The 24,466-nt window shown below is 48.6% G+C and carries 18 protein-coding genes; 17 read left to right on the top strand and 1 reads right to left on the bottom strand.

Annotated features, from left to right (window positions below):
• The first annotated feature begins 7 nt into the window (after positions 1 to 7).
• The 6 genes from PaeBR_RS19980 to PaeBR_RS19955 all read left to right on the top strand — a co-directional run bounded on the left by PaeBR_RS19980 (position 8) and on the right by PaeBR_RS19955 (position 7,150).
• Complete coding sequence (locus tag PaeBR_RS19980) at positions 8 to 1,183, top strand: iron-containing alcohol dehydrogenase (protein WP_410515254.1); 1,176 nt, start codon at positions 8 to 10, stop codon at positions 1,181 to 1,183.
• Between the two features lie 112 nt (positions 1,184 to 1,295).
• On the top strand, positions 1,296 to 2,180 hold the full coding sequence (locus PaeBR_RS19975; RefSeq protein WP_410512254.1) for a fumarylacetoacetate hydrolase family protein: 885 nt from the start codon (positions 1,296 to 1,298) through the stop codon (positions 2,178 to 2,180).
• Positions 2,181 to 2,208: 28 nt separating this feature from the next.
• Positions 2,209 to 3,201 (top strand): 4-hydroxythreonine-4-phosphate dehydrogenase PdxA, encoded by a 993-nt coding sequence (gene pdxA / locus PaeBR_RS19970; RefSeq protein ID WP_410512253.1) that lies wholly within the window; start codon positions 2,209 to 2,211, stop codon positions 3,199 to 3,201.
• Positions 3,202 to 3,340: 139 nt separating this feature from the next.
• Positions 3,341 to 5,140, top strand: coding sequence for a PrpR N-terminal domain-containing protein (locus tag PaeBR_RS19965; protein WP_410512252.1), 1,800 nt, complete (start codon positions 3,341 to 3,343; stop codon positions 5,138 to 5,140).
• A gap of 127 nt (positions 5,141 to 5,267) precedes the next feature.
• Entirely contained in the window at positions 5,268 to 6,587 is a 1,320-nt protein-coding gene (locus PaeBR_RS19960) for a four-carbon acid sugar kinase family protein (RefSeq protein ID WP_410512251.1), read from the top strand.
• A gap of 17 nt (positions 6,588 to 6,604) precedes the next feature.
• Positions 6,605 to 7,150 carry a GNAT family N-acetyltransferase gene (locus PaeBR_RS19955; RefSeq protein ID WP_410512250.1) on the top strand — a complete coding sequence of 182 codons (546 nt, stop codon included), beginning with the start codon at positions 6,605 to 6,607 and terminating at the stop codon, positions 7,148 to 7,150.
• A 4-nt stretch (positions 7,151 to 7,154) separates the two neighbouring features.
• On the opposite strand, the gene PaeBR_RS19950 is transcribed toward PaeBR_RS19955, so the two are convergent.
• Complete coding sequence (locus PaeBR_RS19950; protein ID WP_410512249.1) at positions 7,155 to 8,423, bottom strand: helix-turn-helix domain-containing protein; 1,269 nt, start codon at positions 8,421 to 8,423, stop codon at positions 7,155 to 7,157.
• A 114-nt stretch (positions 8,424 to 8,537) separates the two neighbouring features.
• Between PaeBR_RS19950 and PaeBR_RS19945 the strand changes: the two genes are divergently transcribed.
• The 11 genes from PaeBR_RS19945 to PaeBR_RS19895 all read left to right on the top strand — a co-directional run bounded on the left by PaeBR_RS19945 (position 8,538) and on the right by PaeBR_RS19895 (position 24,390).
• Positions 8,538 to 10,808, top strand: a complete 2,271-nt coding sequence (locus PaeBR_RS19945; RefSeq protein ID WP_410512248.1) for a glycoside hydrolase family 3 C-terminal domain-containing protein — start codon at positions 8,538 to 8,540, stop codon at positions 10,806 to 10,808.
• Positions 10,795 to 10,950, top strand: coding sequence for a hypothetical protein (locus tag PaeBR_RS19940; protein ID WP_410512247.1), 156 nt, complete (start codon positions 10,795 to 10,797; stop codon positions 10,948 to 10,950). The genes PaeBR_RS19945 and PaeBR_RS19940 overlap by 14 nt, the downstream gene beginning before the upstream one ends.
• Before the next feature lie 465 nt (positions 10,951 to 11,415).
• Positions 11,416 to 12,825: a glycoside hydrolase family 30 protein gene (locus tag PaeBR_RS19935; protein WP_410512246.1), complete on the top strand. Its 1,410-nt coding sequence runs from the start codon at positions 11,416 to 11,418 to the stop codon at positions 12,823 to 12,825.
• Positions 12,826 to 12,937: 112 nt separating this feature from the next.
• Positions 12,938 to 14,719, top strand: a complete 1,782-nt coding sequence (locus PaeBR_RS19930; protein ID WP_410512245.1) for a sensor histidine kinase — start codon at positions 12,938 to 12,940, stop codon at positions 14,717 to 14,719.
• Positions 14,712 to 15,773 carry a response regulator gene (locus tag PaeBR_RS19925; protein WP_410512244.1) on the top strand — a complete coding sequence of 354 codons (1,062 nt, stop codon included), beginning with the start codon at positions 14,712 to 14,714 and terminating at the stop codon, positions 15,771 to 15,773. The genes PaeBR_RS19930 and PaeBR_RS19925 overlap by 8 nt, the downstream gene beginning before the upstream one ends.
• A gap of 102 nt (positions 15,774 to 15,875) precedes the next feature.
• A complete protein-coding gene (locus PaeBR_RS19920) occupies positions 15,876 to 17,198 on the top strand; it encodes an ABC transporter substrate-binding protein (protein ID WP_410512243.1) in 1,323 nt (440 codons plus the stop codon).
• Between the two features lie 98 nt (positions 17,199 to 17,296).
• Positions 17,297 to 18,181 carry a carbohydrate ABC transporter permease gene (locus PaeBR_RS19915; protein WP_410512242.1) on the top strand — a complete coding sequence of 295 codons (885 nt, stop codon included), beginning with the start codon at positions 17,297 to 17,299 and terminating at the stop codon, positions 18,179 to 18,181.
• Positions 18,178 to 19,005 carry a carbohydrate ABC transporter permease gene (locus PaeBR_RS19910; protein ID WP_410512241.1) on the top strand — a complete coding sequence of 276 codons (828 nt, stop codon included), beginning with the start codon at positions 18,178 to 18,180 and terminating at the stop codon, positions 19,003 to 19,005. The genes PaeBR_RS19915 and PaeBR_RS19910 overlap by 4 nt, the downstream gene beginning before the upstream one ends.
• Before the next feature lie 19 nt (positions 19,006 to 19,024).
• Positions 19,025 to 21,028 (top strand): beta-galactosidase, encoded by a 2,004-nt coding sequence (locus tag PaeBR_RS19905; RefSeq protein ID WP_410512240.1) that lies wholly within the window; start codon positions 19,025 to 19,027, stop codon positions 21,026 to 21,028.
• A 678-nt stretch (positions 21,029 to 21,706) separates the two neighbouring features.
• Entirely contained in the window at positions 21,707 to 22,606 is a 900-nt protein-coding gene (locus tag PaeBR_RS19900) for an aldo/keto reductase (protein WP_410512239.1), read from the top strand.
• 344 nt (positions 22,607 to 22,950) lie between these two features.
• On the top strand, positions 22,951 to 24,390 hold the full coding sequence (locus PaeBR_RS19895) for a PTS mannitol transporter subunit IICB (RefSeq protein WP_410512238.1): 1,440 nt from the start codon (positions 22,951 to 22,953) through the stop codon (positions 24,388 to 24,390).
• The last annotated feature ends 76 nt before the right edge of the window (positions 24,391 to 24,466 follow it).

Below are 24,466 nucleotides of genomic sequence, written 5' to 3'. Positions count from 1 at the left end.
TGTATTGTTGACTGCAAGACGTATTTACTGGCCGGCTGTCAATCTGATCGGTCCGGGCAGCGTGAAGCTGATTGGCGAAGAGATTAATAAGCTTGGACTAAACAAGGCTCTGCTTGTCACCGACAAGGTGTTGATCCAAAACGGGATCGTGAAACAAATTACTGATGTGCTTGACAACAGCGGAGTATCCTATACTATTTTTGATGATGTGAAACCAAATCCGACTACAAAAAACGTGCACGACGGATTAGTCGTTTTCCAAAATGAAGGGTGCGAGTTTATTATTACAGTCGGCGGAGGTTCGCCGCAAGATGCGGGTTCAGCCATTGGAATCCTTTCCACTAACGGCGGTAATGTCGTGGATTACGAGGGCATAGGGAAATCGAAAAACAAATCTGCGCCGATTGTCGCCGTAAGTACAACAGCGGGAACCGCTGCTGAAGTTACCATTAACTACGTCATTACGGATGAAGATCGCAAGCTTAAAATGATTATGATCGATCCTAACGCGCTTCCTTCCATTGCAGTCAATGATCCGGAGCTGATGCTTAAAAAGCCCGCTTCCCTTACCGCAGCAACCGGTTTGGACGCCCTAACCCATGCCATCGAGGGATATACGGCAAAGGGGGCGTTCGAATTGTCGGATGCCATCGCGTACAAATCAATGGAGCTTATCGGCAAGCACTTGGTGAATGCCGTCAGAAACGGTTCTAATTTGGAAGCGCGTTCGGGTATGGGTTGGGGATCTTATATCGCGGGTCTTTCATACTCCAACGCCGGACTTGGGATCGTGCACAGTATGGCTCACCAATTGGGCGGAGAGTACGATTTGCCGCATGGAGTTGCGAATGCAATGCTGCTTCCTTATGTAATGGAGTTCAATATGGACGCTTGTCCGCAAAAATTCGCCGATATTGCCAGAGCTCTGGGCGAGGATGTTAGTACGGTGTCTGTTCAGGAAGCGGCGCAAAAGGCTGTGGAAGCTGTCCGCAGGCTGGCAACGGAAGTGGGAATTCCTCCGCTCCGGGAGTCGGCTTTCAAGCCGGAAGATGTGGAGAAATTGGCGGAACAAGCGATAAATGACGCCTGCACGGGCGCCAATCCGAAAGAGGTCACGAAGGAAGACGTCATTGCCATTTACATGAAGGCTTATACCGATGCACCAAACGTAGTAACGGCTTGACCGCAGTAATATAACAATCATCCAACCTTACTCCGGTTCACGCCGGATTAAGGTTGTTTTGACACTTGCAGCGAGAGCCGAACCTGTATGAGAAAGAGGCGGCGGAATATAGATGAAAATACTGACCTATCGTTCAGAAAACACAGTAAAATGGGGCGTTTCCACGGAACGGGGCGTACTCACGATTCCCGGGCAACGTTTTTCAATCCAGCCGATCCATACGATGGACTTCATTCAAACCTTGGTGGAACAGAGGAGCGCATTATGCGATTGGATCGATACACAGATCGCTGAAGCGGATGATGATTGTTTTCTAAATGAGACGGAACTTGTGAAAGGGCCTTGTGTCGTTCAGCCGAGTAAAATCGTATGCGTCGGGCTGAATTACCGCAAGCATGCGATCGAATCCAATATGCCTGTTCCCACGGCGCCGGTTATATTCAGCAAGTTTTCAAACACGTTGTCGGGGCACGATGACACGGTCATGCTCCCGCGTGACTCCGTTCAAAATGATTACGAAGCGGAGCTCGGGATTGTGATTGGAAAACAAGCCAAACATGTGCCTCCCTTTGAGGCGCTGGACTATGTCTTCGGATATTGCAATGCAAACGACCTGTCCGTCAGGGAATGGCAGTTCCGGAATTCTCAGTGGCTGCTCGGCAAAAGCGCTGACGGATTTTGCCCGGTTGGCCCTTACCTGGTGACAGCGGATGAAGTGCAGGACCCCAATCGTTTGAGCATCGTGTGCAAAGTGAACGGAGAAATCCGGCAAGATTCCAATACGTCGGATATGATTTTCAACTGCGCCGAAATCATCAGCTATCTTTCCGACCATATGACCTTAATGCCGGGGGATCTTATATTGACTGGAACTCCGGAAGGCGTTGTAATGGGTTATCCGCAGGAAAAGCAAGTATGGCTGCAAGACGGCGATCGGGTCACCGTCGAGATTGAAGGGTTGGGACTACTTGCCAACAGGATAAAAAAGCAATCATAAAAGCGGACTTGATAAGGAGAGAACATCCATGCATAAACCGATTATTGCGATTACAATGGGCGATGGCGCAGGGGTCGGCCCGGAAATAATAATGAAGGCATTACAGGACGGTTCCTTCTATGAAAACTGCCGGCCTTTTATTATAGGCGATTCTAAAATTTTGGAGAGAGCCGGGCAAATTGTTAAAAGCAGTCTTCAAGTAAGAACGATCACTTCTTTGGAAGAAGCGGCATTCCAACACGGAATTGCGGATTGTTTGGATTTAAACTTGCTGCCTGCAAATCTTCCTTTCGGCCAAATTAGCGCCGAGGCGGGACATGCGGCTTTTATGTATTTGAAAAAAGCGATTGAGCTTGCAAATGAAGGCCGGATCGACGCTATATGTACAGCCCCGTTAAATAAAGAGGCACTCCAAAAAGGCGGACATATTTACCCCGGACATACGGAAATATTAGCCGAATTGACCCATACCTCCGACTATTCCATGATGCTGTCTTCACCAAAGCTAAAGGTCATTCATGTTACAACGCATCTGGGAATTATCGACGCCGTCCACAGGATCGACGTTGCCCGGGTTTACAAAGTAATAAGTCTAGCTCATGAAACGTTGCGGAAGGCCGGTTATGACAAGCCGCGCATCGCAGTGTGCGGTATTAATCCGCATGCCGGGGAGAACGGGCTGTTCGGGTACGGTGAAGAAGAGGAGAAGGTCATTCCAGCGGTGGAACGTGCGCAAAAAGAAGGAATTCATGCTGTCGGTCCGTTGCCTGCGGATACTTTATTTTACCGGGCCGTAAGAGGCGATTTTGATATTGTGGTGGCTATGTATCATGACCAGGGGCATGGTCCGATTAAAGTACTCGGACTCGAATCCGGAGTGAATATCACTGTTGGGCTTCCTATTATCCGCACCAGTGTCGACCACGGGACGGCATTCGATATTGCGGGAAAAGGAATTGCGGACGAGTTAAGCATCAAGGAAGCTTTGCGTCAAGCTATAGAACTGGCGCCCAAACCGTAAGAAGTTACTAAAGGAATAGAGATAAGATAGTTAAAATTTGATTGAAAGGTCGGGTCATAGCCCGGCCTGTTTGTGCGCTTTTCTTTAATATTAATATGGGATATACTAGAATGTATCAAAATGCAACGGAGTTATGAACATGAGGATGAAAATAAAAGTACTGGTTATTGCACCCTATACAGGCCTGGTGGAGCTGACGACGAGTCTAAAGGAAGATCTTGGGGATTTTGATATTACAGTGTTGCAATCGGATCTGTCGGAAGTCCTTCCGATGATCGGGTATTGGGAGAAAGAGGGCTACGACTTGATGATCAGCCGCGGGGGAACAGCCAAGCTGCTGCGGAAGCATTCCTCCCTGCCCATCGTTGAAATTCCCGTATCCGGTTACGACATTTTGCGCATGCTGGTCTTGGTGAAAGACTATAAAGTGAAAATGGAACTTATCGGATTCCCGAATATTATCGACGGATTTGTATCCGTCTCCAGTATTATGAATATCAATATTCCCTTTTCGGTTACGCAGAACGAGAATGAAGTGAACGATGCGCTTGTAAGAGCCAGGGACAACGGCGTGAAGGTTGTATTGGGAGATAATTCAACGGTAGGAAAAGCAGCGCAATACGGCATTCAGGGCATATTGATTACGTCTGGCAAAGAATCGGTGCTGGAGGCTTTCGCGCAGGCCAAACATATTCATCAACTTGCACAGTCTTACTATGCGATTAACGAAACGTATGAGAGCTTGATTGATTTTCTGGACGAAGGCATTGCTGTTATTGACAACAAAGGCATGTTTCAATTCGCCAACAGCGCGTTCCTTAAGATGTTTAAGCTGCCCCCGCCAGAACCCAAAGATCGGTCTTTGTTCGACACTTTTCCATTTTTCAAACGCATGGTCGAAGATATGAATCACGGCATGGTATATGACGATCGTGTAACGTTGATGGATCCCGGGATGAAATTCTCAATTGTGGGTGGAAAAATTAACTATAGCCACAATAAGGAGCATTACTATATCAAAGTTTCCGAAGCCCGGAGCAACGACAGTGAACTAACAGTAATTTATTGGGACGATCATTTCGATTCATATCCTCCGCTCCTTGCGGAAGCCCGGGATGCCGACGGGAAAGTGGTTAATCCGGGACTCGGCGGCTTCGAGTTTCCGCTTACGTTATTCGGTGAGAAAGGTTCGGGAACAAGGCTTTTTGCGGGAGCTGTGCGAAGAGGAAATAGCGGGCAGCTGATAGAGCTGAATATTTCGAGTGTTTCCGATTCGTCTTTTGACGCCATAAGAGGATTATTAAATAATTTGGCAGACCATACGATCATCTATATTCACGGAATCGAAAATGCCGAACTTTCGTTTCAAAAGGCTTTGTACAAGGTGCTCTTGGAGTGTCCGGTTAAAGTGATGTTCGCCTTCGAGAAAGAGCCGAGAACGCTGGCGGATTCTGGCGCTCTTGAACGCCAGCTGTATGATAAGCTTAAGAATAATACGGTTTTCAGTCCCCCTCTTCGGGAAAGGCTTCAAGATTTGGAAGGATTGGTCCGATCCTTTATCATTCAATACAATGTAAGATTCGGGAAACAAATTGTCGGCGTGAGACCGGAAGTGCTCTCCGCCCTTTCGTCCCATAACTGGACCGGGAATCTCCTGGAGCTGCAGGAAACGATCAGACAATTTGTCAAGGATACGGATGGGGAATACATAGAGGAAGATGTTCTGCCGATTCCTATGAAAAAACTCCCAAACCCAAAAAGTGGAGTGGAAAATGCGGAGGGCAATAAAATTAATCTAAACCAAACTTTGGATGAAATCGAACGGGATATTATCCGAACCGTGCTGGAAGAAGAACAAATGAATCAGACCAGGGCCGCCAAACGTTTGGGGATCAATCGATCCACATTATGGAGAAAAATAAAACAAGGTGAGGAGTAATTTTCCTTACCTTGTTTTATTATGCAACGCATTATATAAATTTAATAATTCACTGTTGATAATTACATCATTTCGTATTAAGTTTAGAGTGATTAATAAACCAATAAGGAAAAAATGAGGTGTTGTGTTGAAAATAGCAATAATCGCTGACGACTTTACCGGTGCGAATGATTCGGGTGTGCAACTGGCTAAACAAGGTCTTAAAACATCAGTTATTCTTTCGTCTAACTTCTCAGCCCTCGAGAAACGGAATTCTGATGTAGTCGTATTCGATACGGACAGCCGTTCGCTGCCCATGGAGGAAGCTTACAGAAAAGTCCGGGGAATCGCGGAGTCATTAAAGAATAAGGATTTTGACCTCATCTATAAAAAAATGGATTCGACTCTTCGGGGGAATCTGGGTGCAGAAATTGACGCTGTGTATGAAGCGTTTCAACCTGATTTTGTAATCATCTCTCCCGCGTTTCCGAAGAATGGGCGACTTATCAAGGATGGATTTCTTTATGTAAATGGAAACCCGGTTCACGAAACCGAGGTTGGGAGAGATCCTAAAACACCTGTGACGGAATCGTTTATTCCCGATCTTCTCATGCGGCAGTCGGCAAGGCTGGTCGGCCTGATCACCTGTAGCGACTACGCAGGGGGACCAAAGGCGATCTTTGACAAATTGGCGTTGTTCAAAGAGCGGCAGGTGCCTTATGTGGTTTTTGACGCGATGTCCGAACAAGATCTGCAAATGATTGCAAACGCTATCAATGAAACGGTATATTCGGTTGTTTGGGCGGGTTCCGCCGGTCTTGTGAATTATCTTCTTGGAAGCGCATACCATGCAAATGACAACAACGGTGTAGTTGTTCCTGTCATAACTACGCCGATACTTCTTGTAGTAGGAAGCGTAAGCCGTACATCCCGCCTACAGTTGAACATTCTTTTAACCCGCTCTGATGTAGCAGGTATTGAGATGAAAGCCGATCTTGTATTGGGTGATGATCATGTCCGTGTTCAAGAAATAAAAAGAGTGCAGAGGATAGCGTTCGAAGCTTTGAGCCAACATCATCATGTGGTAATATATTCGTCTGGAGAACCGGAGGATATCCGGAAGGCCAACGAAGCCGGTCGGTGTTTCGGTCTTGACTCCACGAGTGTCAGCAATCTGCTATCCTCTGTTCTGGGTACAATTGCTGCACGGTTGATGACCGATTTTGATATTAGAGGCCTGGTTCTCACTGGGGGGGATACGGCGAAGCAAGTATGCGACAAGCTCGGATATGCTGAATTTGAGCTCATTAATGAAGTGGAAGCCGGAGTTCCGATCGGCTGCCTGATTGGACGGAAAGAAATCTATGCCGTAACGAAGGCTGGCAGCTTCGGGACGGATGATGTGTTGTCACACTCGATCAATAAGCTGACAGGTCAAACAAACATTTCTCATTCCTTCCCTACTTAATATGAATGGAGTATGTCATGAAAATTAATAATAAAGAGTTTTATGTGAATGGGATAAATTATACGGTTAGATCGGCAATCGGTAAGGATGCACAGGATTTGTCTGAATTGAGAGTCCAGATTGATGGAGAGACTGAAAATTTAGACAGAGAACAAGGAGAGGCGTTCATAGATGGGCCCGGTTTTGAACAAATGATCGAAACAGATACAGAAAATAGCAGGAACCTATTTTTAGTGGCGGCAGTCCAAGATCGGATAGTCGGGTTTTCGCGATGCGAAGGAAATGATTTAAATAGATTATCTCATAAAATAGAATTCGGAATATGCGTATTAAAAGAGTTTTGGGGATATGGTATTGGGAACAATCTTTTGAAAGAGTCTATTTCTTGGGCTGATTCCAATAATATTAAAAAAATCACTTTGCATGTTTTAGAATCCAATGATAAAGCCATTAAACTTTATAAAAAACTCGGTTTTGAAATCGAAGGGTTATTAAAAAAGGACAAAAAACTTTCTGACGGTTTATACTATAACACCATTATTATGGGCAGATTTAAGGATTGATGTTTTAAAGTGTGATCCCCCGGCTGTTTCTGAACTGTCTGGGGGTGCTGCCGGTGTATTTTTTGAACACTTTTGTAAAATAGCTCTGGTCGTTGAAATGGAGCCGGGTGGCGATGTCGGATAGGGTAGTGCCGGGTATTTCCATCAGCCGTTTGGCTTCCTCAATCCGTTCACGCTGAATATAATCGCTGACTGCAATTCCAGTCTCCTTCTTGAACAGCTGCGACAGATAGCTCCCGTTCAGTCCTGCCACCTCCGCTAGCTTGTCTAGCGAAAGCTCCTCATACAGGTGGTTGAAAATATAGTTTTGGCAGAGGGCTGCGGTGCGTGAGAGCCTGGCTCGGCGGTTATCCCTGACATGGTCGGCGAAATCGCAAAGGGCAGCGAGCTGGGCGTTATCCACCGCAGGAATATCCTTCAGTTCTTCGATATGCTGGATATGAAAGTCGCTGAGCGTATACGCAATTTCCCAGAACAGCCCTCCGTCAATAGCTGCCCGTGTCGCCAGAGTAATGGAGGAGATCGCCAGATTTTTTTTGCTGCGCAGATGGCTTTTCTTCGACAGCGTCCCGAATTTCTCTTCGGAAAAGGAAGCCTGGGTTCTCAGCAGCTCGGCTTTATTTCCGTTTCGGATATGCTGGAACAAATCTCTCTCCAGCATAGGCTCGTGGTGCAGCCACGTATTCTCGCGGCGGTAAGAGACGTTTAAATCCAGACCGGTGTCAGTATCCTGCATGGGCTCAAGGGTGCGGGTGTCCAGCAGCAGCTCGGTAATGGAGAGGGCTTTGCCTGTAATCAGCGAATACAGCAGCATGGCGGCATGGTACAATCGCATCCGGTTCAGGACGGTCAGACTGCCGTAATAGTGCAGCCATTCCTCCTGATGCTGGAGCCGAATGTTATTGTCGCGCATAAGGCTTGCCGCGCTGCCCTCTGTAAGGGGGGCGTAAAGAGAGGGCCCTACTACGATTGTTCCGGTATCCCCGTACTCCAAAGGGAGACGGAGAAGGATGAAATTCTCCAGAAAGTTTGTGGTGCGAATGAGCGGTAACGCGGTTGCGTGCTCATCACTGTTCACATCTTCAGCATCCCCCAGAATTTCGGCAAGCATCGTACTTGCTTCGTTCACGAAAGGTCGGCCTTCAAAGGATAACGGCAGTTGAGTCGTGATTCCCCGGCTGGAGTCCAGAACAAACACCGGAATACGATACGCTTCATACATCAGCTTGCAGATATACTGAATTCCTTCGTTGTTCTCCATGTTATCCAGCATTCCTGAGTCCTCCCCCCATCCAATGAAAATACCAATTATACAATCATAATGCCATAAAATCCGAATGAAGTATATTAGTATAGGGATAGCAAAGCAATTCTGAGGAGGCTATCCATGACAACAAAAATTCAAGAACTCATCGCACAAATGACACTGGAAGAGAAGGCCGGGCTGTGCTCGGGGCGTGATTTCTGGAATACCAAAGGCATTGAGCGCCTGGGAATCCCCGCGTTAATGGTGACGGATGGACCCCATGGCTTACGGAAGCAAAAAGAAAGCGCCGATCATCTGGGACTCCATAACAGTGTGCCGGCGACTTGTTTTCCCTCTGCAGCCGGGATGGCTTCCTCCTGGAACCGGGAGTTAATCGGCAAGGTAGGCGAAGCGCTCGGGGCGGAGTGTCAGGCAGAGAATGTTGCCGTCCTGCTCGGTCCGGGAACGAATATCAAGCGCTCTCCGCTGAACGGTCGGAACTTTGAATATTTTTCGGAGGACCCCTATCTTTCCTCGGAAATGGGCGGCAACCATATCAAGGGCGTGCAAAGCCAGGGCGTCGGCACTTCGCTCAAGCATTTTGCGGCCAATAATCAGGAACACCGCAGAATGTCCACGGATGCTGTTATCGATGAGCGGACGCTGCGTGAGATTTATCTGGCCAGCTTTGAAGGCGCGGTGAAGAACAGCCAGCCCTGGAGCGTAATGTGCTCCTATAACCGGGTGAATGGTGAATACGCTTCCGAGAGTGAATATCTGCTGACGCGGATTCTTAGAGACGAATGGGGTTTTGAAGGCTTCGTGGTCTCCGACTGGGGTGCAGTCAATGAACGGGTAAAAGCATTGCAAGCCGGACTTGAGCTGGAAATGCCGTCAAGCGGGGGCATCGGGGACGCCAAAATCGTAGCAGCAGTGAACAGCGGGGAACTGTCCGAGGAAACGTTAAACCTTGCGGTGGAGCGGCTGCTTACGTTTATTTTCAAGACGGTAGAGAATCGTAAGGAGAATGCTTCCTTTAATATGGAGGATCACCATCGCCTGGCGCGTGAAGTGGCACGGGAGAGTATGGTGCTGCTCAGAAATGAAGACCATATTCTGCCGCTGGCCAAGGAAGGTACGATTGCCATCATTGGCGAATTTGCCAAGAAGCCGCGTTATCAGGGCGGAGGCAGCTCGCATGTGAATCCGACGAAGCTGGATGATGCTTTTACCGAGATGAAGGCCATTGCCGGTGCTGATGCAGAGCTTCTGTACGCGCAAGGCTATGAGCTAGATCGTGATGATATCAATGCAGCGTTGCTCCAAGAGGCGCGGGAAGCGGCGGCAAAAGCAGACACTGCCGTGCTGTTCCTCGGACTTCCGGATAGCTATGAATCAGAGGGTTATGATCGCAGCCACCTGTCGCTCCCGGAGAGCCATAAGGCGTTAATTGCAGCGGTTTCCGAAGTTCAAAGTAATATTGTCGTCGTGCTCAGCAATGGATCTCCGGTAGAGATGCCCTGGATACATCAAACAAAGGGGATTCTGGAGGGCTATCTCGGCGGACAGGCCTTTGGCGGCGCGATTGCAGATCTGCTGTTTGGCGTGGTCAGTCCAAGCGGCAAGCTGGCAGAGACGTTCCCGGCCAAGCTGAGCGATAATCCGTCTTTTCTGAATTTCCCCGGGGAAGGGGATAAGGTGGAGTATAAAGAAGGTATTTTCGTCGGCTACCGTTATTATGATAAAAAAGAAATGGAGCCCTTGTTCCCGTTCGGGTTCGGACTCAGCTATACGCAGTTCCAGTACGGCGACTTAAGAGTTTCGAGCAGCCGCATTAAGGATACGGAGACCCTGCAGGTTAGCGTCACCGTCCAAAATACCGGAAACCGCCCCGGCAAAGAAATTGTCCAGCTGTATGTCAGCGACATCGAAAGCAGTGTGATCCGTCCGCTGCAGGAGCTGAAGGGATTCCAGAAGGTGGAGCTTCAGCCTGGAGAACAGAAAGAGGTTACCTTCGAGCTGAATAAACATTCCTTTGCTTATTACAATGTCAGCATTGCCGATTGGCATGTGGAGAGCGGAACCTTCCAGATAAGTGTCGGCTCCTCTTCTCGGGATATCCGTTTGTCGGGGTCTGTGGAAATAGAATCAACAACCCCGATTGCAGTCCGTTACCACCGCAACACCACAGTCGGCGATCTGCTGGAGAACCCGCTGACCGCAGAGATAGCGAAGAAGTACAGCAGTGTCTTCGGCTTCGAAGAGGCCATGGAGGATAACCCGGAAATGTTTCTCGCCATGATGAAATATATGCCGCTGCGGGCCATGATCGCATTCGGTCAGGGCAAATACACCGAAGAGGACTTGGCCGCTGATTTGCGGGAGTTGAATGCGCTGGTTGCAGAGGGGTAATTGGCAGCCGGCAGATGACTTTTGGCAGCCTTCGTGCAGCAGTCCTGCATTGCGGGCTGCTGTCTTTTCTAATATGCAAGTGGAGGTAGAGGTAGAGGTAGAGGTAGAGGTAGAGGTAGAGGTAGAGGCCACGGGGGAGTAATTGTACTCTGTACAGTTAAAACCCACCTATCCTGGCTCTTAATTCTTTTAGTTGTAGTTTCTGCATTTATATAGTGTGTATTTGTCTAAATACCCATTACTTCAAGCATTTAGCTGTAAGAAGTGCAATTAAAACCTATTTAGCAGGTGAAATGTGCGGAATAGATGTACGGAGTGCAGTTATTTTATAAGGAGAGGCAATACGGTACAAGGAGGGGCAGTAGAAGGAGCTATCTTGTCTGCTTACGAGCTGATAGGTTAAAAAAGTCCAACCGCTAAGCACAATTCTGTCCAATTGAACGGAACCGGCGCTGCGATATAATGAAAGCGCAAACAACATTGCTAAAATGGTGTTGTTATGCACTAAGTGGCACGATTGCTTCCACAAGTATATCAAACAATGAATATTTAGAAAGCCATACAAGTAGATCAATCTATTACAAATGTCTATTCGGAGGTCACAGTTATGCATAAAAATGAGCTTCAATGGTTCTCCAGCACGGAGCGTTCGCCATGGGTGGAGAAAAAGGGTGAGCTTAAGGCGACGAGTAAGGGGGCAGGAGCAACTGGAGCAGCAGGAGTAGTTGGAGTAACTGGAGCACCAGCACCAATAGCACCAGGAGCTGCCAACCTCACAATCACTGCCGACACATTTCAAACTCTGGAGGGCTTCGGAGGCTGCTTCAATGAGCTGGGGTTTGTGGCGCTTGGCCATTTGCCGGATGAGGAGAGGGCAAAGGTTATGCACGCTTTGTTCCATCCTGAAGGAGAGCAGCGCTTCAGCATTTGTCGTCTTCCGATTGGCGCAAGCGATTACGCCGTGGATTGGTACAGTCTGAACGAGAACGACGGCGATTACGCGATGGAGCACTTCTCTATTGAACGTGACCGGCAAATGTTGATTCCTTATATCAAAGAAGCATTGGCGCTGAATCCGGAGCTGAAGCTGTTCGCTTCGCCCTGGAGTCCTCCAACGTGGATGAAATTTCCGAAGGCGTATAACTACGGCACGCTCCGCTGGGAGCCGGAAATACTGAAGGCTTACGCTCTGTACTTCGTCAAGTTCGTGGAGGCGTACCGTGCAGAGGGGATCACGATTCATCAGGTGCATGTGCAGAACGAGGTTGTCGCGGATCAGAAGTTTCCTTCCTGTGTGTGGACCGGAGAACAGCTGCGGATTTTTATCCGTGATTACCTGGGGCCGGCGTTTGAACGCTATGGGCTGGACACGGAAATCTGGCTGGGTACGATCAATGCGCCGGAGGCGTGGGATGAATGGCTGAAGAAAAAGGCCACGGATTTCGATGCCTACGCCGGTGTAGTGCTGAGTGATCCCGAGGCGTATAAATACGTTAAGGGCGTCGGCTATCAATGGGCCGGCAAGCATGCCATACAGCGTACTGTGCAGAGCTACCCGGAGCTGCGGTATATGCAGACAGAGAATGAATGCGGCGATGGCGAGAACACCTGGTTCTATGCCAAATATGTTTTTAACCTTTATCAGCATTATTTCATGAATGGCGTGAATGCTTATATTTACTGGAATATGCTGCTGGAGCCGAAGGGCCGGAGCACCTGGGGCTGGGAGCAAAACTCCATGCTGACTATAGATCCTGCCTTGAAAAAAGCTGCTCTTAATCCGGAGTACTATGTGATGAAGCACTTCTCCCGGTTCTCAAGCCCAGGCTCGGTAAGAGTTGGACTCAAGGGCCCATGGAGCGGCAACGCCATTGCTTTTAAAGCGCCGGATGGTACCGTAACGCTCGTTATCGCCAATCCCTTCGACGAGAACAGGGTGCTGAATTTGAATAGTGGTTCTTCCACATATTCCCTGGAGCTTGCTCCGGAGTCCTTTCATACCATCATCCTGAATTAATGGTACAATCTAAAGCTAACGTCCGATTTCATAGGGCGTTAGTTTTTTGCTACTATTGATCTGTTCATCCATTAGATAAACTACAGAAGTGAAAGAGGGGGTTCAAGCAGCGATGTTTGGCAAATGGATGGACAAGTTCACCGAGCCTTTTCGGCGAAGTATCCGTAATAAACTCATTCTTACCATGATTATTCTGGCGGTCGCTCCAATTGTTACGATAACGGCGCTTGCGGCTGAGAATAACCGCAGATCCATGGAAGCTGAAGTGATCAGCACCAATCTCTCCAATATGAAGTGGACCGGAATTTATTTGGGTGACCAATTCGCCCAGTTGAATAACCTGATCTATACCGTTTTGATTAGCCCTCATTTAAGCGACTACCTGGCAAATGCGGAGGAAGCCAGCCTGTCCAGCCAGTTTGCCGCGCAGAAAAATATTATAGATACGCTGATGAACCTGTTTTATTCCGCGGGCAATCATGTAGTGGGCGTAGAGCTGTATTTAAAAGATTATAACAAGCTGTTCACGATAAATGCCTCACAAAGTGATATTGAATCACCGCCCAGTGTCCCCGCTCCATATAAGATACTTTTTGACCAAGATAAGGATTTCATGATCCGCGCGGACAGCAGTAACGAGAGTAAGTTCCAGCTCGTCCGGAGCATCAATCGCTTTGAGAACCAGGAGAAGCTTGGCGGCATCTCTCTGGAAATCCGCTGGGGCGTGCTGGACCAGACCTTGAACCTGTTGGGACGCGGGAACGAACATACAGTCTTAATCGCCGGCCCTGGTGGAGAACTTCTGTATCAGCCCTGGGGACAACCTCCCTCACCGCAAATACTGGAGCAGATTTCTGCCACCGGCGAGGTGCAGGGCTATTTTCGCAGCGATCATTCCTATGTGTTCTACAACACGATCGATCCGGTAGGCCTGAAGCTGATTACGATTATTCCGAACAGCTTTATTAATCAGAGTGCACTTGCTACGATGAATTTCGGTCTGATGGTAGGCGCAGTTTCTGTGATTGTAGCGATTCTGGTAGCGGTTATGCTGGCCTGGCGGCTGGCGACACCCATCGTAAGTTTGGCCCGCTCCATTCAAGGCTTTGGACTCATGAAGGACCGCGAGGTTCAGCCCAGCAGCCGTGTGGATGAAATCGGCTTTCTGGAGTTGAAGCTGTACCAGATGTCCCATCGGATCAGAGAACATATCAAGACGGAATATATGATTAGCCTGGAGAAAAAGAGTGCCGAGCTAAAAGCGCTGCAGGCGCAGATTAACCCGCACTTTCTGCAAAATACGCTGCAAATGATCGGCAGCATGCTGTTCAAGAGCAATCCGGCGGAAAGCTACGAGGTGATTAGATCGCTCAGCGACATGTTCCGCTACATTATTCGGGAGCCGGACGACCTTGCGCCGTTAAAGGCGGAGCTGAATCACCTGAACAATTACATGCTCATTCAGAAGCAGCGTTTCTCGTCACGGCTGTCCTACACTACCCGGATTGACGAGACAGCACTGAAAAGCGTGATTCCGAAGCTTAGTCTTCAGCCCATCGTCGAAAATGCTTTTTTCCATGGCCTGGAGCTGAAATCAGGTCCGTGGGAGCTGGAGGTTTCTATTGCCCGAGAGGATAACGACGCCATCATCCGCATCCGTGACAATGGAATTGGAATAGAGGAGAGCAAGCTGACGGAAATACTCGGACGGCTTAATCCCCAGGCGGGGGGTTTAGGGACACTCGGAGACCGGATCGGGCTTCATAATGTAGCTTCACGGATTTATATGCATTTTGGCGACGGGTATGGGGTCAGAGTTGAGAGCCGGCCCGGGCAGGGAACTATGGTTATCATGAAAATCCCTCTGGAGAGGAACGGTGAGATGAATGATTAAAGTGCTGCTGGTGGATGACGAAAACTGGAATCGTGACATGGTAAGAACGTTCGGCGCATGGGAGGAGCTCGGGATGGAGATCGCCGGGGAAGCGGAGGACGGGGAAGAAGCGCTGCGTATGACCGAAGAGTTATCTCCACAAATCGTCATTACGGATATGCGAATGCCGGGTGTGGACGGGGTGATGCTGATGAATCATCTGCATGAACGTTTTCCTGAGGTTAAGGTCATTGTCGTAAGCGGGTACGACGATTTCAAATATGCGCAGAACGCCCTAAGATTCGGGGCCGTGGATTATTTGCTGAAGCCGATTGACCCAAAGGAATTGAACGGGGTTCTGCAAAAATGCAAGAAAGAGCTGGAGACGGTATCCCGTGAACACGGTGCGCTTGCTCTTGATATTGATGTTTCCTTCTTCTTGTCATCCTATAAGCAGCTGCTGCGGGTTCATTTCAATGAATTGCATCTGGAGGGTGTGATAACCATTTTGCAGGGGATGAGAAAGGAACTGGAGAAGGGTGGAATCCATAACCCCGGAATGCTCCGGCAAGTGGTCCAGGAGATGATGCTGCTGCTTAAGGAGCTCATGAAATCCAATGGGCTGGAAGAGGGTGCCCTCAAAGCCCAGATGGGTCCTGAAGTTCTGGCTTCGATTGAGAGTACAACCCGCTTTTTAACTACTCTTTACTGTGAAAGCCTGGAGCAGCTTATCGGGCAGCGCAAATTCAAGAATAAGCTGAATCTCGAAGAGGTAAGGCAATATATGGATAGTCATTTTGCGGAAGCCGTCACTTTGGAGGCATTGGCCAGAGCTTTTTTTGTGAGCAAAGAATATTTGAGCAAGGTCTTTAAGCTGGAGTATGGACGCAACGTTACGGAGTATATTCTCCATTTGCGCATGGAAAAAGCGAAGGAATGGCTGGCCGATGAGAGCATTCCTATCAAAACTGTAGCTGAACTTACCGGATACGAGGATGTTGCCTATTTCTATAGAGTATTCAAGAAGCATTACGGCATTGCACCCGGTGAAATGAGGAAACACGGCCAGGTTTAAAAATGTCCAATCGAGGAGGGCAATTGCGTCCAATTAAACGCTTACATAATGACAATATAATGAAAGCGTAAACAAAACACAGACATTGGGAGGTCTTATGATATGAAAAGGATGACAAAAGGTGTACTTTGCAGCCTTCTCGCAGCCACACTTCTTGCAGGATGCGGCGGCAACGGCAACGGCAATAACGGAGGTAATACGGGAGATGCCGGTTCAGCAGCAGGCAACAGCGCCGATAGCGGCACAGCTAAAAGTGTAACCCTCAAAATGTTTATCGCTCAGCCGCGTTTCAAAGAGCATTATGACAAATATATAGCGGATTTTGTGGCAAAGGAAAAAGCGGATAAAAATATCGATGTGTCTGTTCAGCTTGAAATGCCTACAGCAGATAACGCTTCGCAAATTCTGAAGACACGGCTCGCTTCCAATGATGCGCCTGATATTTTTGCCATCCATGCGGTTAACGAAATCCCGTCCTATTATAAAGCGGGCTATCTGGAAGACTTGTCTGATCAGCCTTTCGCCGGCAAGCTGCTCGATAGCGTAAAGCCTTCCGTTACAACAACTGACGGCAAGATTGTAGCGCTTCCGCTGGAAACCCTGTCGTGGGGCTACCTTTACAACAAAAAAATATTTACGGATCTGGGGCTGACACCTCCAACGACACTGACGGAAATGAAGGCGGTTGTAGAGAAACTGAAAGCGAACAACATTACTCCGTTCGTACTGTCGTATAAAGAGTCATGGATTCCTCAGCTTGTACTCCCGCTGGCTATTGGCGGAATGGTAAAAACCAAGGATGCTGAATTTGTGGCTAAAATGAACAAGGATGAAGGGTCCTTCACCGAAATGAAATCGGCCATCTTCGATGTGTTTGATCTTATTAATGCCAACGGTACGGAAAAAGCAACCGAGGTCGGCGGCGATGATGGCGCAGCAGCTTTTGCCGCAAGCAAAGGAGCTATGTGGCTGCAAGGCCCATGGTATGCCGAAACGATCCTCAAATCGAATCCGGATCTGGATTTCGGAGTAGCACCGCTGCCGATTAACGATGATCCGAACGCTACCTTGATCAATCTTAGCGCTTCAACCTCTCTGGCAGTATCCCCAACCAGCAAAAACAAAGAGGTAGCGCTGGATTTCATGAACTACGTGCTGGATGATCAAGCCTCCAACGCGTTCTTCCAGGCCTTGAAGTTCAATCCGGTGGCAACAATACACACGTTCGAAAGCTACCCTTGGATCAATGATGCTATGACCTACGTCAAAGAAGGCAAATCCGTACAGGACCCTGCCATTCCGCAAGCTGTCAAAGATGAGGTAGGCAAAGGGCTGCAGGCTTACTATGCGGGACAAATGTCACAGGATGATGTGCTTAAGGCGCTGGACAAATCATGGAAATCCTTTAATAAAGTGAATAAGTAAGACGCAAGATCTCCGGGATGGAAGATGAAGGTGAGGGACTTAACCTCCTTCCTTTCATCCCGGTTCCTTCATACACATACAGGAGAGGGGCGAATACTGTGCCGGACAAGAGCTACAAAAAGGTTGCTTCGCTGCTTGCTTTCGTCGCGCCCGCATTTATTTTTTATACCTTATTTTTGCTGATTCCTACCGTGGGCGGCATGTTTTACAGCTTTACAGACTGGAACGGGCTTAATCCAAACTATTCTTTTATCGGCCTGGGTAATTTCATCGAGGCGCTGCGTGAAGACCCTGATTTCGTGAATTCTCTGCTCTTTACGTTGAAATATGTATTGTTTATGGTTGTTTTGCAAAATGTTTTCGCGTTAGTGCTGGCAGTATTCATTGAATCCAAAACAAGAACCAAGGGATTTTTCCGGACGATCTTTTTCATGCCGAATATGATCAGTACCATTATCAGTGCCTTTATGTGGACTTTTGTGTTCTCCCAGGTGCTGCCGCAAATTGCCGAGAAAACGGCGTTTACCTTCCTCGACCAGTTGTGGATCGGAGATCCGCAGGTTTCCTTTTATTCGATTATTATCGTATCGCTGTGGAATGGCGTCGGCTATATGATGATTATATATTTGGCCGCCCTGCAGGGCGTGCCGCAAAGCTTGAAGGAAGCGGCGGTTATTGATGGTGCTACCCCGTTCCAGACGTTTCGCAATGTGACCATGCCGATGATTACGCATGCGGTTACGATCTGTTTCTTCCTTACACTCAATGGTGCCTTCAAAGTATTCGAGGTGGTCTACGGTCTCACCGGCGGTGGTCCGGGACGCAGCACACAGGTTATTACCATGAATATTTATGAAGAAGCATTCTCCAATAACTTCCGTTACGGGTATGCCAGTGCCAAATCGGTCATTCTGTTCGTGATTATCTTAATGTTCACCTTCATTCAGATCAGTATCATGAAGCGGAAAGAGGTGGAAGCATGAGGCTGAGAAAATCATCATCCCTATTCATTACTTTGTTTCTGTGCGTCGGGGCTGTAATCTCCTTTTTTCCGATCTATCTGGCCCTTATCAATTCGGTGAAGACCCAGGGAGAAATGTTCTCCTCCTTTATGGCACTGCCTACGAAGCTGCATTTTGAGAACTACACCCAAGCCTTTGATAAAATCAATCTATTAAACAGCACGTTGAATTCCGTTATTGTCTCGCTGATTGGTATTGGCGGTATCGTCTTTTGCGCTGCCTTGGCCGGATACAAGCTGTCCCGGACGGGCGGCCGTCTGAGTGGCCTGATCTTCTTCCTGTTTATCGCTTCCATGCTGGTGCCTTTTCATTCCATCATGATTCCGCTGACCCGAATGGCCAAAAACCTGTATGTCAGCGGCAGCACCTACGGACTTGCGATCATCTATATCGGCCTTGGCGTGAACATGGCGATCTTCCTCTATCATGGATTTGTGAAATCCATTCCCCGGGAGCTTGAGGAAGCGGCACGAATAGACGGCTGCGGCGAGTTTCAGACCTTCTTCCGCATTATTTTCCCGCTGCTGCTGCCGATCACAGTAACCATCGCGATTCTTGACTTCTTATGGATCTGGAATGACTTCCTGCTGCCGCTCCTGATGCTTACCGATTCGAATAAATATACGTTGATTCTGTCAACGAACACATTGTTCGGCGAGTATAACAAGGAATGGTCGCTCATTCTAGCTGCGCTGGTCCTGACTGCGCTTCCAGTCATCGTTATTTATTCATTCTTTCAAAAATTCATCATGCAGGGTATCGCGGAAGGCGCAATCAAAGGCTAAGGAGAAAGGATTCTAAATCATGAGCAAATTACGGTATGGCGTGGCCTACTACGACGAATATATGCCTTGCGAGAGGCTGGATGAAGATATCGCTATGTTAAAGGAAGCGGGCATTAATGTAGTCCGCATTGCCGAATCGACCTGGAGTACCCATGAGCCGCAAAACGGCGTGTTCGATTTCTCCTCGGTGGACAGAGTGTTGGACGCTATGCATGCCGCCGGAATCGAGGTCATTGTCGGAACCCCTACTTACGCAGTCCCTACCTGGCTGGTGAAAGAGCATCCGGATGTGCTGGCGGTTACCGCCAAGGGACCCGGACGTTATGGGGCCCGGCAGATCATGGACATCACGAACCCGGTTTATTTATTCCATGCGGAGAGGATCATCCGTAAGCTGATCAGCCGGGTCAGCAAGCATCCTGCGGTCATTGGCTACCAGACGGATAACGAGACGAAGCATTATGAGACGGCAGGGGATAATGTGCAGCTGCTGTTCGTCAAATATATGCGCGAAAAGTACGGCAGTCTGGATGTCATCAATGCCCGGTTCGGTCTCGACTACTGGAGCAACCGGATTAACAGCTGGGAGGACTTCCCTTCGGTAGTAGGCACCATTAACGGCAGTCTTGGAGCCGAGTTTGCCCGGTTCCAGCGCGGGCTGGTCACGAAATTCCTGGCCTGGCAGGTGTCGTTGGTCAATGAGTACAAGCAGCCGGGACAGTTCGTGACACAAAATTTTGACTTTGAATGGCGGGGCTATTCGTATGGCGTGCAGCCGTCGGTGGACCATTTTGCCGCAGCAGAGCCGTTCGATATTGCCGGTGTTGACATTTACCATCCTTCCCAGCACGAGCTGACAGGGACGGAAATTTCATTCGGGGGAGATATGGCGCGGTCGCTGAAGCGGAGCAACTATCTGGTACTGGAAACGCAGGCACAAGCCTTTCCCCAGTGGACGCCGTATCCGGGTCAATTAAGACTTCAAGCCTTCAGCCATCTCGCCTCCGGCGCAGATATGGTAGCCTACTGGCATTGGCACTCCATTCATAATTCTTTCGAAACGTATTGGAAAGGACTGCTGAGTCACGACTTCAAGCCAAATCCCGTTTACAATGAGGCGAAGACCATCGGCAGGGATTTTCAGGCTTTGAGTGAACAGCTTGCGGGTCTGCGCAAGGATAACAAAGTGGCGGTTATGGTCAGCAATGAAGCCTTAACAGCAATGGAGTGGTTCAAGCTGCCGGACGGCAAAAATTATAATGATGTTGTCCGCTGGCTCTATGATGAGCTGTACCGGATGAACATCGAATGCGACTTCATTCAGCCGTCCTTCACTGAGCTTTCGCAATACAGCCTGATCGTTGTTCCGGCACTGTACGCCGCCCTTGACGAACATCTGGAGAAGTTGAATACGTATGTGCGCGAGGGAGGACATGTCGTCTATTCCTTCAAAAGCGGCTTCGCCGACGAGACCGTTAAAGTCCGCACCGTCCAGCAGCCAGGAATCATCAGCGAGGCCTGCGGTATAGGGTACAGCCTGTTCGTTACGCCGCATGAGGTACGCCTGATGAGTGAGAGCGCGGATATCGGAGCTGAAGACAACCGTGTGGCAACATGGATGGAACTGATTACCCCGACAACTGCGGAGGTGCTGCTTCGTTACGATCATCCGGCATGGGGCGAATACGCAGCGGTTACCCGCAACCGTTACGGTAAGGGAACAGCAACCTATATCGGGTGTATGACCAGCCCGGCCATGGCGGGAAGTGTACTGAAAGCCGCTGTAAAAGAGGCTGGATTATGGGGCAGCGATCAGGAGCTGGCTTTTCCGGTTATCGTTAAAAAAGGGGCCAATCAGCAGCAGAACGCCGTACGTTATTACTTCAACTACTCGGATGCTGCGGTTTCCATTACGAATACACATGGTGCGGGAACCGAGCTATTGTCCGGGCGTGAAGTGGTCAAGGATGAGAAGCTGGCCCTCGAGCCGTGGGGAGTATTGATTCTGGTGGAGAAAAAATAAACGCATTCAGCAGTTTTTTCTACGAATGAGGGACCAATCCAGCAGCCGTAGGTGTAGGATGAATTAATTTCCACAAGACCGTTTTGGCGGACACAGGGGACGCTATCAAGTTGAAGAAGTGGAATCCACAATTAGCGTCACCTCTGTCCGGTTCTGTTCTTTTTAGTACATCAGCAAGAGAATAAGGGCTCTGCAGTCCGCCAGACGGCTCGAATCCGCGCATCCCACGCATGCAACATTTTGTCAAACACATATTCTGGTGTTGATCCATTATAAAACCGCAAAAAGACATTGAAGCAGCGATCCTCCCGTAATTGGAGAATCGCTGCTTTAAGTTGTTAATCAAGTGTACATTTCATTATGTGATTTTTAAGAGGGTTGTAGAAACTTTTTCCGCTTAAAGCAGCGGAGAGGACGGAACGATTGTGGAAAAGCGGCAGCGTTCGCCTTTGTATCCGGATTTACCCTGCTAAGGGTTAATTCAATAAATCCGGATACAACAGCGATTGTAACAACGTTCCGTTCGCGGAGCGTCCACCCAAGTGCCCACGTACATCCTACGCAAAAATATTTTAGCCGCATAATTGTTAAACATTTGGACAATTGTACGATGTTTCGAAAGGGCCAACGTGGTAAGTATAGTAGATATACAATCATTTTGGCAGGGGGAGTTCAATAATGAATAATCGAATAAGGGGAGATTTGGCTGAGATTGCAAAAGTGAACCGTTCTAAGCGGATTAAGCTGGCGGATGGAGCTTCCGTACCCAGAATCGGGCAGGGCACCTGGTTTATCGGTGAGAACGAATCCCGCCGGGAAGAAGAAGTAGCGGCTCTGAGATTGGGCGTGGAGCTGGGCATGGATATGATAGACACTGCCGAGATGTATGGGGACGGCCGATCGGAGAGGCTGGTAGGGGAGGCTATCAAAGGTATACGGGATGAGGTTTTTCTGGTATCTAAGGTGTATCCGCATAATGCCGGGAACATGCGCTTGGCCCGCAGCTGTGAAGAAAGCCTGAACCGGCTGGGTACCGATCACCTGGATCTTTATCTGCTTCACTGGCGGGGGAATATCCCGCTTGAGGAAACCGTTGAAGGTATGGAACGATTGGTGGAGCAGGGTAAAATAGCAAGATGGGGCGTGTCCAATCTGGATACGGGCGATATGAAGGAACTGCTGCGCATCGCGGAGGGAACCCATTGTGTGACCAATCAGGTGCTCTACCATCTGGGCTCACGCGGCATTGAGTACGACCTGCTGCCCTGGCAGAAAGGCCATAGAATGCCTGTTATGGCTTATTCGCCCCTGGCACAGGCCGGTTCCTTGCGCAAAGGGCTGGTAGAGAACGCGACCGTTCAGGAGATTGCTCGTAAGCATGAGGTTTCGCCGCTGCAGATTATGCTTGCCTGGACGATCCGTGAGAATGATGTCGTGGCAATCCCCAAAGCCTCCTCCCCCGATCATGTCATTGAAAATGCGTCGGCGGGCTTAATCCAATTGACCAATGAGGAGCTCTGGAGGCTGGATGATGCTTTTCCAATGCCTTCCTGGAAGGTTCCGCTCGATATGATTTAGTAGTTCTCGTTTCCTATGAAGGACTGAAAACCCGCTGAAATAGCGGTTTTTTTGTTATTGCTGGATTAAGTGTATCTTTATATAGATATCGCACATTTTCATACAGGGAATTGGGGAAGTTAATCATAGTGGACGAAGAAAAACGGAAGTCTTGAAGTAAAAAGCAGGCTTCCGTTTAGCTTTGGCGGGAACTCTTAAATGTTGTCAACAACGTTCATGACGAAACCGTGTTATCAATATGATGACAAAGAAAGCGCTTTGATTTACGATGTGTACATAGAGGATGACTTCAAACAAGCTTGAAGCGGAGGCATCCCATTCAATAATTAAGGGGGCATTTTAAAATGGCCACAACGGCAACAAAACAAAATTCATCTGGTGGTGCACGGGTGAAAGTCCAACAATTCGGCCGTATGCTGAGCGGTATGGTTATGCCGAATATCGGCGCTTTTATTGCTTGGGGTTTAATTACGGCATTATTCATTCCAACTGGCTGGTTGCCAAATGAAAGCCTTTCCGCTCTGGTAGGTCCAATGATCACGTACCTGCTACCGCTCTTAATCGGTTACACCGGCGGTCAAATGGTTCACGGTAAACGCGGTGGTGTTATCGGGGCAGTAGTAACGATGGGCGTTATTGTCGGTTCCACAATTCCAATGTTCCTCGGGGCGATGATTGTTGGTCCACTGGCGGGTTGGGTACTGAGACTTTTCGACCGTGCGGTTGAAGGTAAAATCAAAGCCGGTTTCGAAATGCTTGTAAACAATTTCTCGCTTGGAATTATCGGTACCATTTTGACTCTGGGAGCTTACAAAGGTATCGGCCCGGTTATCCAAGGTCTTACCAATGTACTTTCGAGCGGTGTAGAATTCCTTGTTGATAACCAATTGCTGCCGCTCGTAAATATCATTATTGAGCCAGCGAAGGTACTGTTCCTGAACAATGCGATCAACCATGGTGTTCTGGGTCCAATCGCACTGGAAGAATCGACTAGAGTCGGCAAATCCATTCTGTTTATGCTTGAATCGAACCCTGGTCCAGGTCTTGGTATCCTGCTTGCTTACTGGCTGGTAGGCCGCGGTTCTGCTAAATCTTCCGCACCGGGCGCGATTATCATTCACTTCCTGGGCGGTATTCACGAAATTTACTTCCCTTACATCCTGATGAATCCTCGTCTGATTCTGGCTGCTATTGGTGGTGGTGTTACAGGTACCTTTACGTTCCAACTGTTTGGCGCAGGTCTGGTAGCTTCCCCGTCGCCAGGTAGTATCTTTGCCTACTTCGCAATGACTCCTAAAGGCGGATACCTTCCGATGCTTGCGGGTGTAATCGCAGCAACCGTCGTATCCTTCCTGATCGCTTCTGTCCTGCTTAAGACTGTTAAAAAGAATGACGAAGAGGAAATGGATCTGGAAGAAGCAGCAGCAAAAGTAAGAGATATGAAGAGTGCAGGTACAGCAGCGCAAACAGCTGCTACAGCTAACGTAGCCGCTAATGTTCGCAACAAAGCTGATGTTAACAAAATTGTCTTCGCTTGCGATGCTGGAATGGGCTCCAGTGCAATGGGTGCTTCCGTGCTGAGAAAGAAACTGCAAACAGCAGGCGTGAACATTACGGTTGTTAACTCCGCTGTCAGCGAAATTCCGGCAGATGCCGACATCGTCGTTACGCAGAAGACTTTGACTGATCGTGCGATTGCCAGCAATCCGAATGCGGAACACATTTCAATCGATAACTTCCTTAAGAGTCCGAAATACGACGAGCTTGTGGAACGTTTGAAATAAGGCTTGAATTAAACTTATAATTACAACAAATGCAAATAAAAGGAGACGCTGGCCCATAAAGCCAGCGTTTGTCTCC

The organism is Paenibacillus sp. BR2-3 (genome assembly GCF_046529485.1).
Lineage (GTDB): Bacteria > Bacillota > Bacilli > Paenibacillales > Paenibacillaceae > Paenibacillus_AQ.
Note: the sequence above shows the minus strand (reverse complement) of the source record. Positions and strands in the feature narration are given on the sequence as shown.

What these genes read in the sequence shown, in the direction of transcription:
- PaeBR_RS19975 (WP_410512254.1), top strand. Translation starts at nt 1,296, where the DNA reads ATGAAAATACTGACCTATCGTTCAGAAAACACAGTAAAATGGGGCGTT.
- pdxA (WP_410512253.1), top strand. Translation starts at nt 2,209, where the DNA reads ATGCATAAACCGATTATTGCGATTACAATGGGCGATGGCGCAGGGGTC.
- PaeBR_RS19965 (WP_410512252.1), top strand. Translation starts at nt 3,341, where the DNA reads ATGAGGATGAAAATAAAAGTACTGGTTATTGCACCCTATACAGGCCTG.
- PaeBR_RS19955 (WP_410512250.1), top strand. Translation starts at nt 6,605, where the DNA reads ATGAAAATTAATAATAAAGAGTTTTATGTGAATGGGATAAATTATACG.
- PaeBR_RS19950 (WP_410512249.1), bottom strand. Translation starts at nt 8,423, where the DNA reads ATGCTGGATAACATGGAGAACAACGAAGGAATTCAGTATATCTGCAAG.
- PaeBR_RS19945 (WP_410512248.1), top strand. Translation starts at nt 8,538, where the DNA reads ATGACAACAAAAATTCAAGAACTCATCGCACAAATGACACTGGAAGAG.
- PaeBR_RS19935 (WP_410512246.1), top strand. Translation starts at nt 11,416, where the DNA reads ATGCATAAAAATGAGCTTCAATGGTTCTCCAGCACGGAGCGTTCGCCA.
- PaeBR_RS19930 (WP_410512245.1), top strand. Translation starts at nt 12,938, where the DNA reads ATGTTTGGCAAATGGATGGACAAGTTCACCGAGCCTTTTCGGCGAAGT.
- PaeBR_RS19925 (WP_410512244.1), top strand. Translation starts at nt 14,712, where the DNA reads ATGATTAAAGTGCTGCTGGTGGATGACGAAAACTGGAATCGTGACATG.
- PaeBR_RS19920 (WP_410512243.1), top strand. Translation starts at nt 15,876, where the DNA reads ATGAAAAGGATGACAAAAGGTGTACTTTGCAGCCTTCTCGCAGCCACA.
- PaeBR_RS19910 (WP_410512241.1), top strand. Translation starts at nt 18,178, where the DNA reads ATGAGGCTGAGAAAATCATCATCCCTATTCATTACTTTGTTTCTGTGC.
- PaeBR_RS19905 (WP_410512240.1), top strand. Translation starts at nt 19,025, where the DNA reads ATGAGCAAATTACGGTATGGCGTGGCCTACTACGACGAATATATGCCT.
- PaeBR_RS19900 (WP_410512239.1), top strand. Translation starts at nt 21,707, where the DNA reads ATGAATAATCGAATAAGGGGAGATTTGGCTGAGATTGCAAAAGTGAAC.
- PaeBR_RS19895 (WP_410512238.1), top strand. Translation starts at nt 22,951, where the DNA reads ATGGCCACAACGGCAACAAAACAAAATTCATCTGGTGGTGCACGGGTG.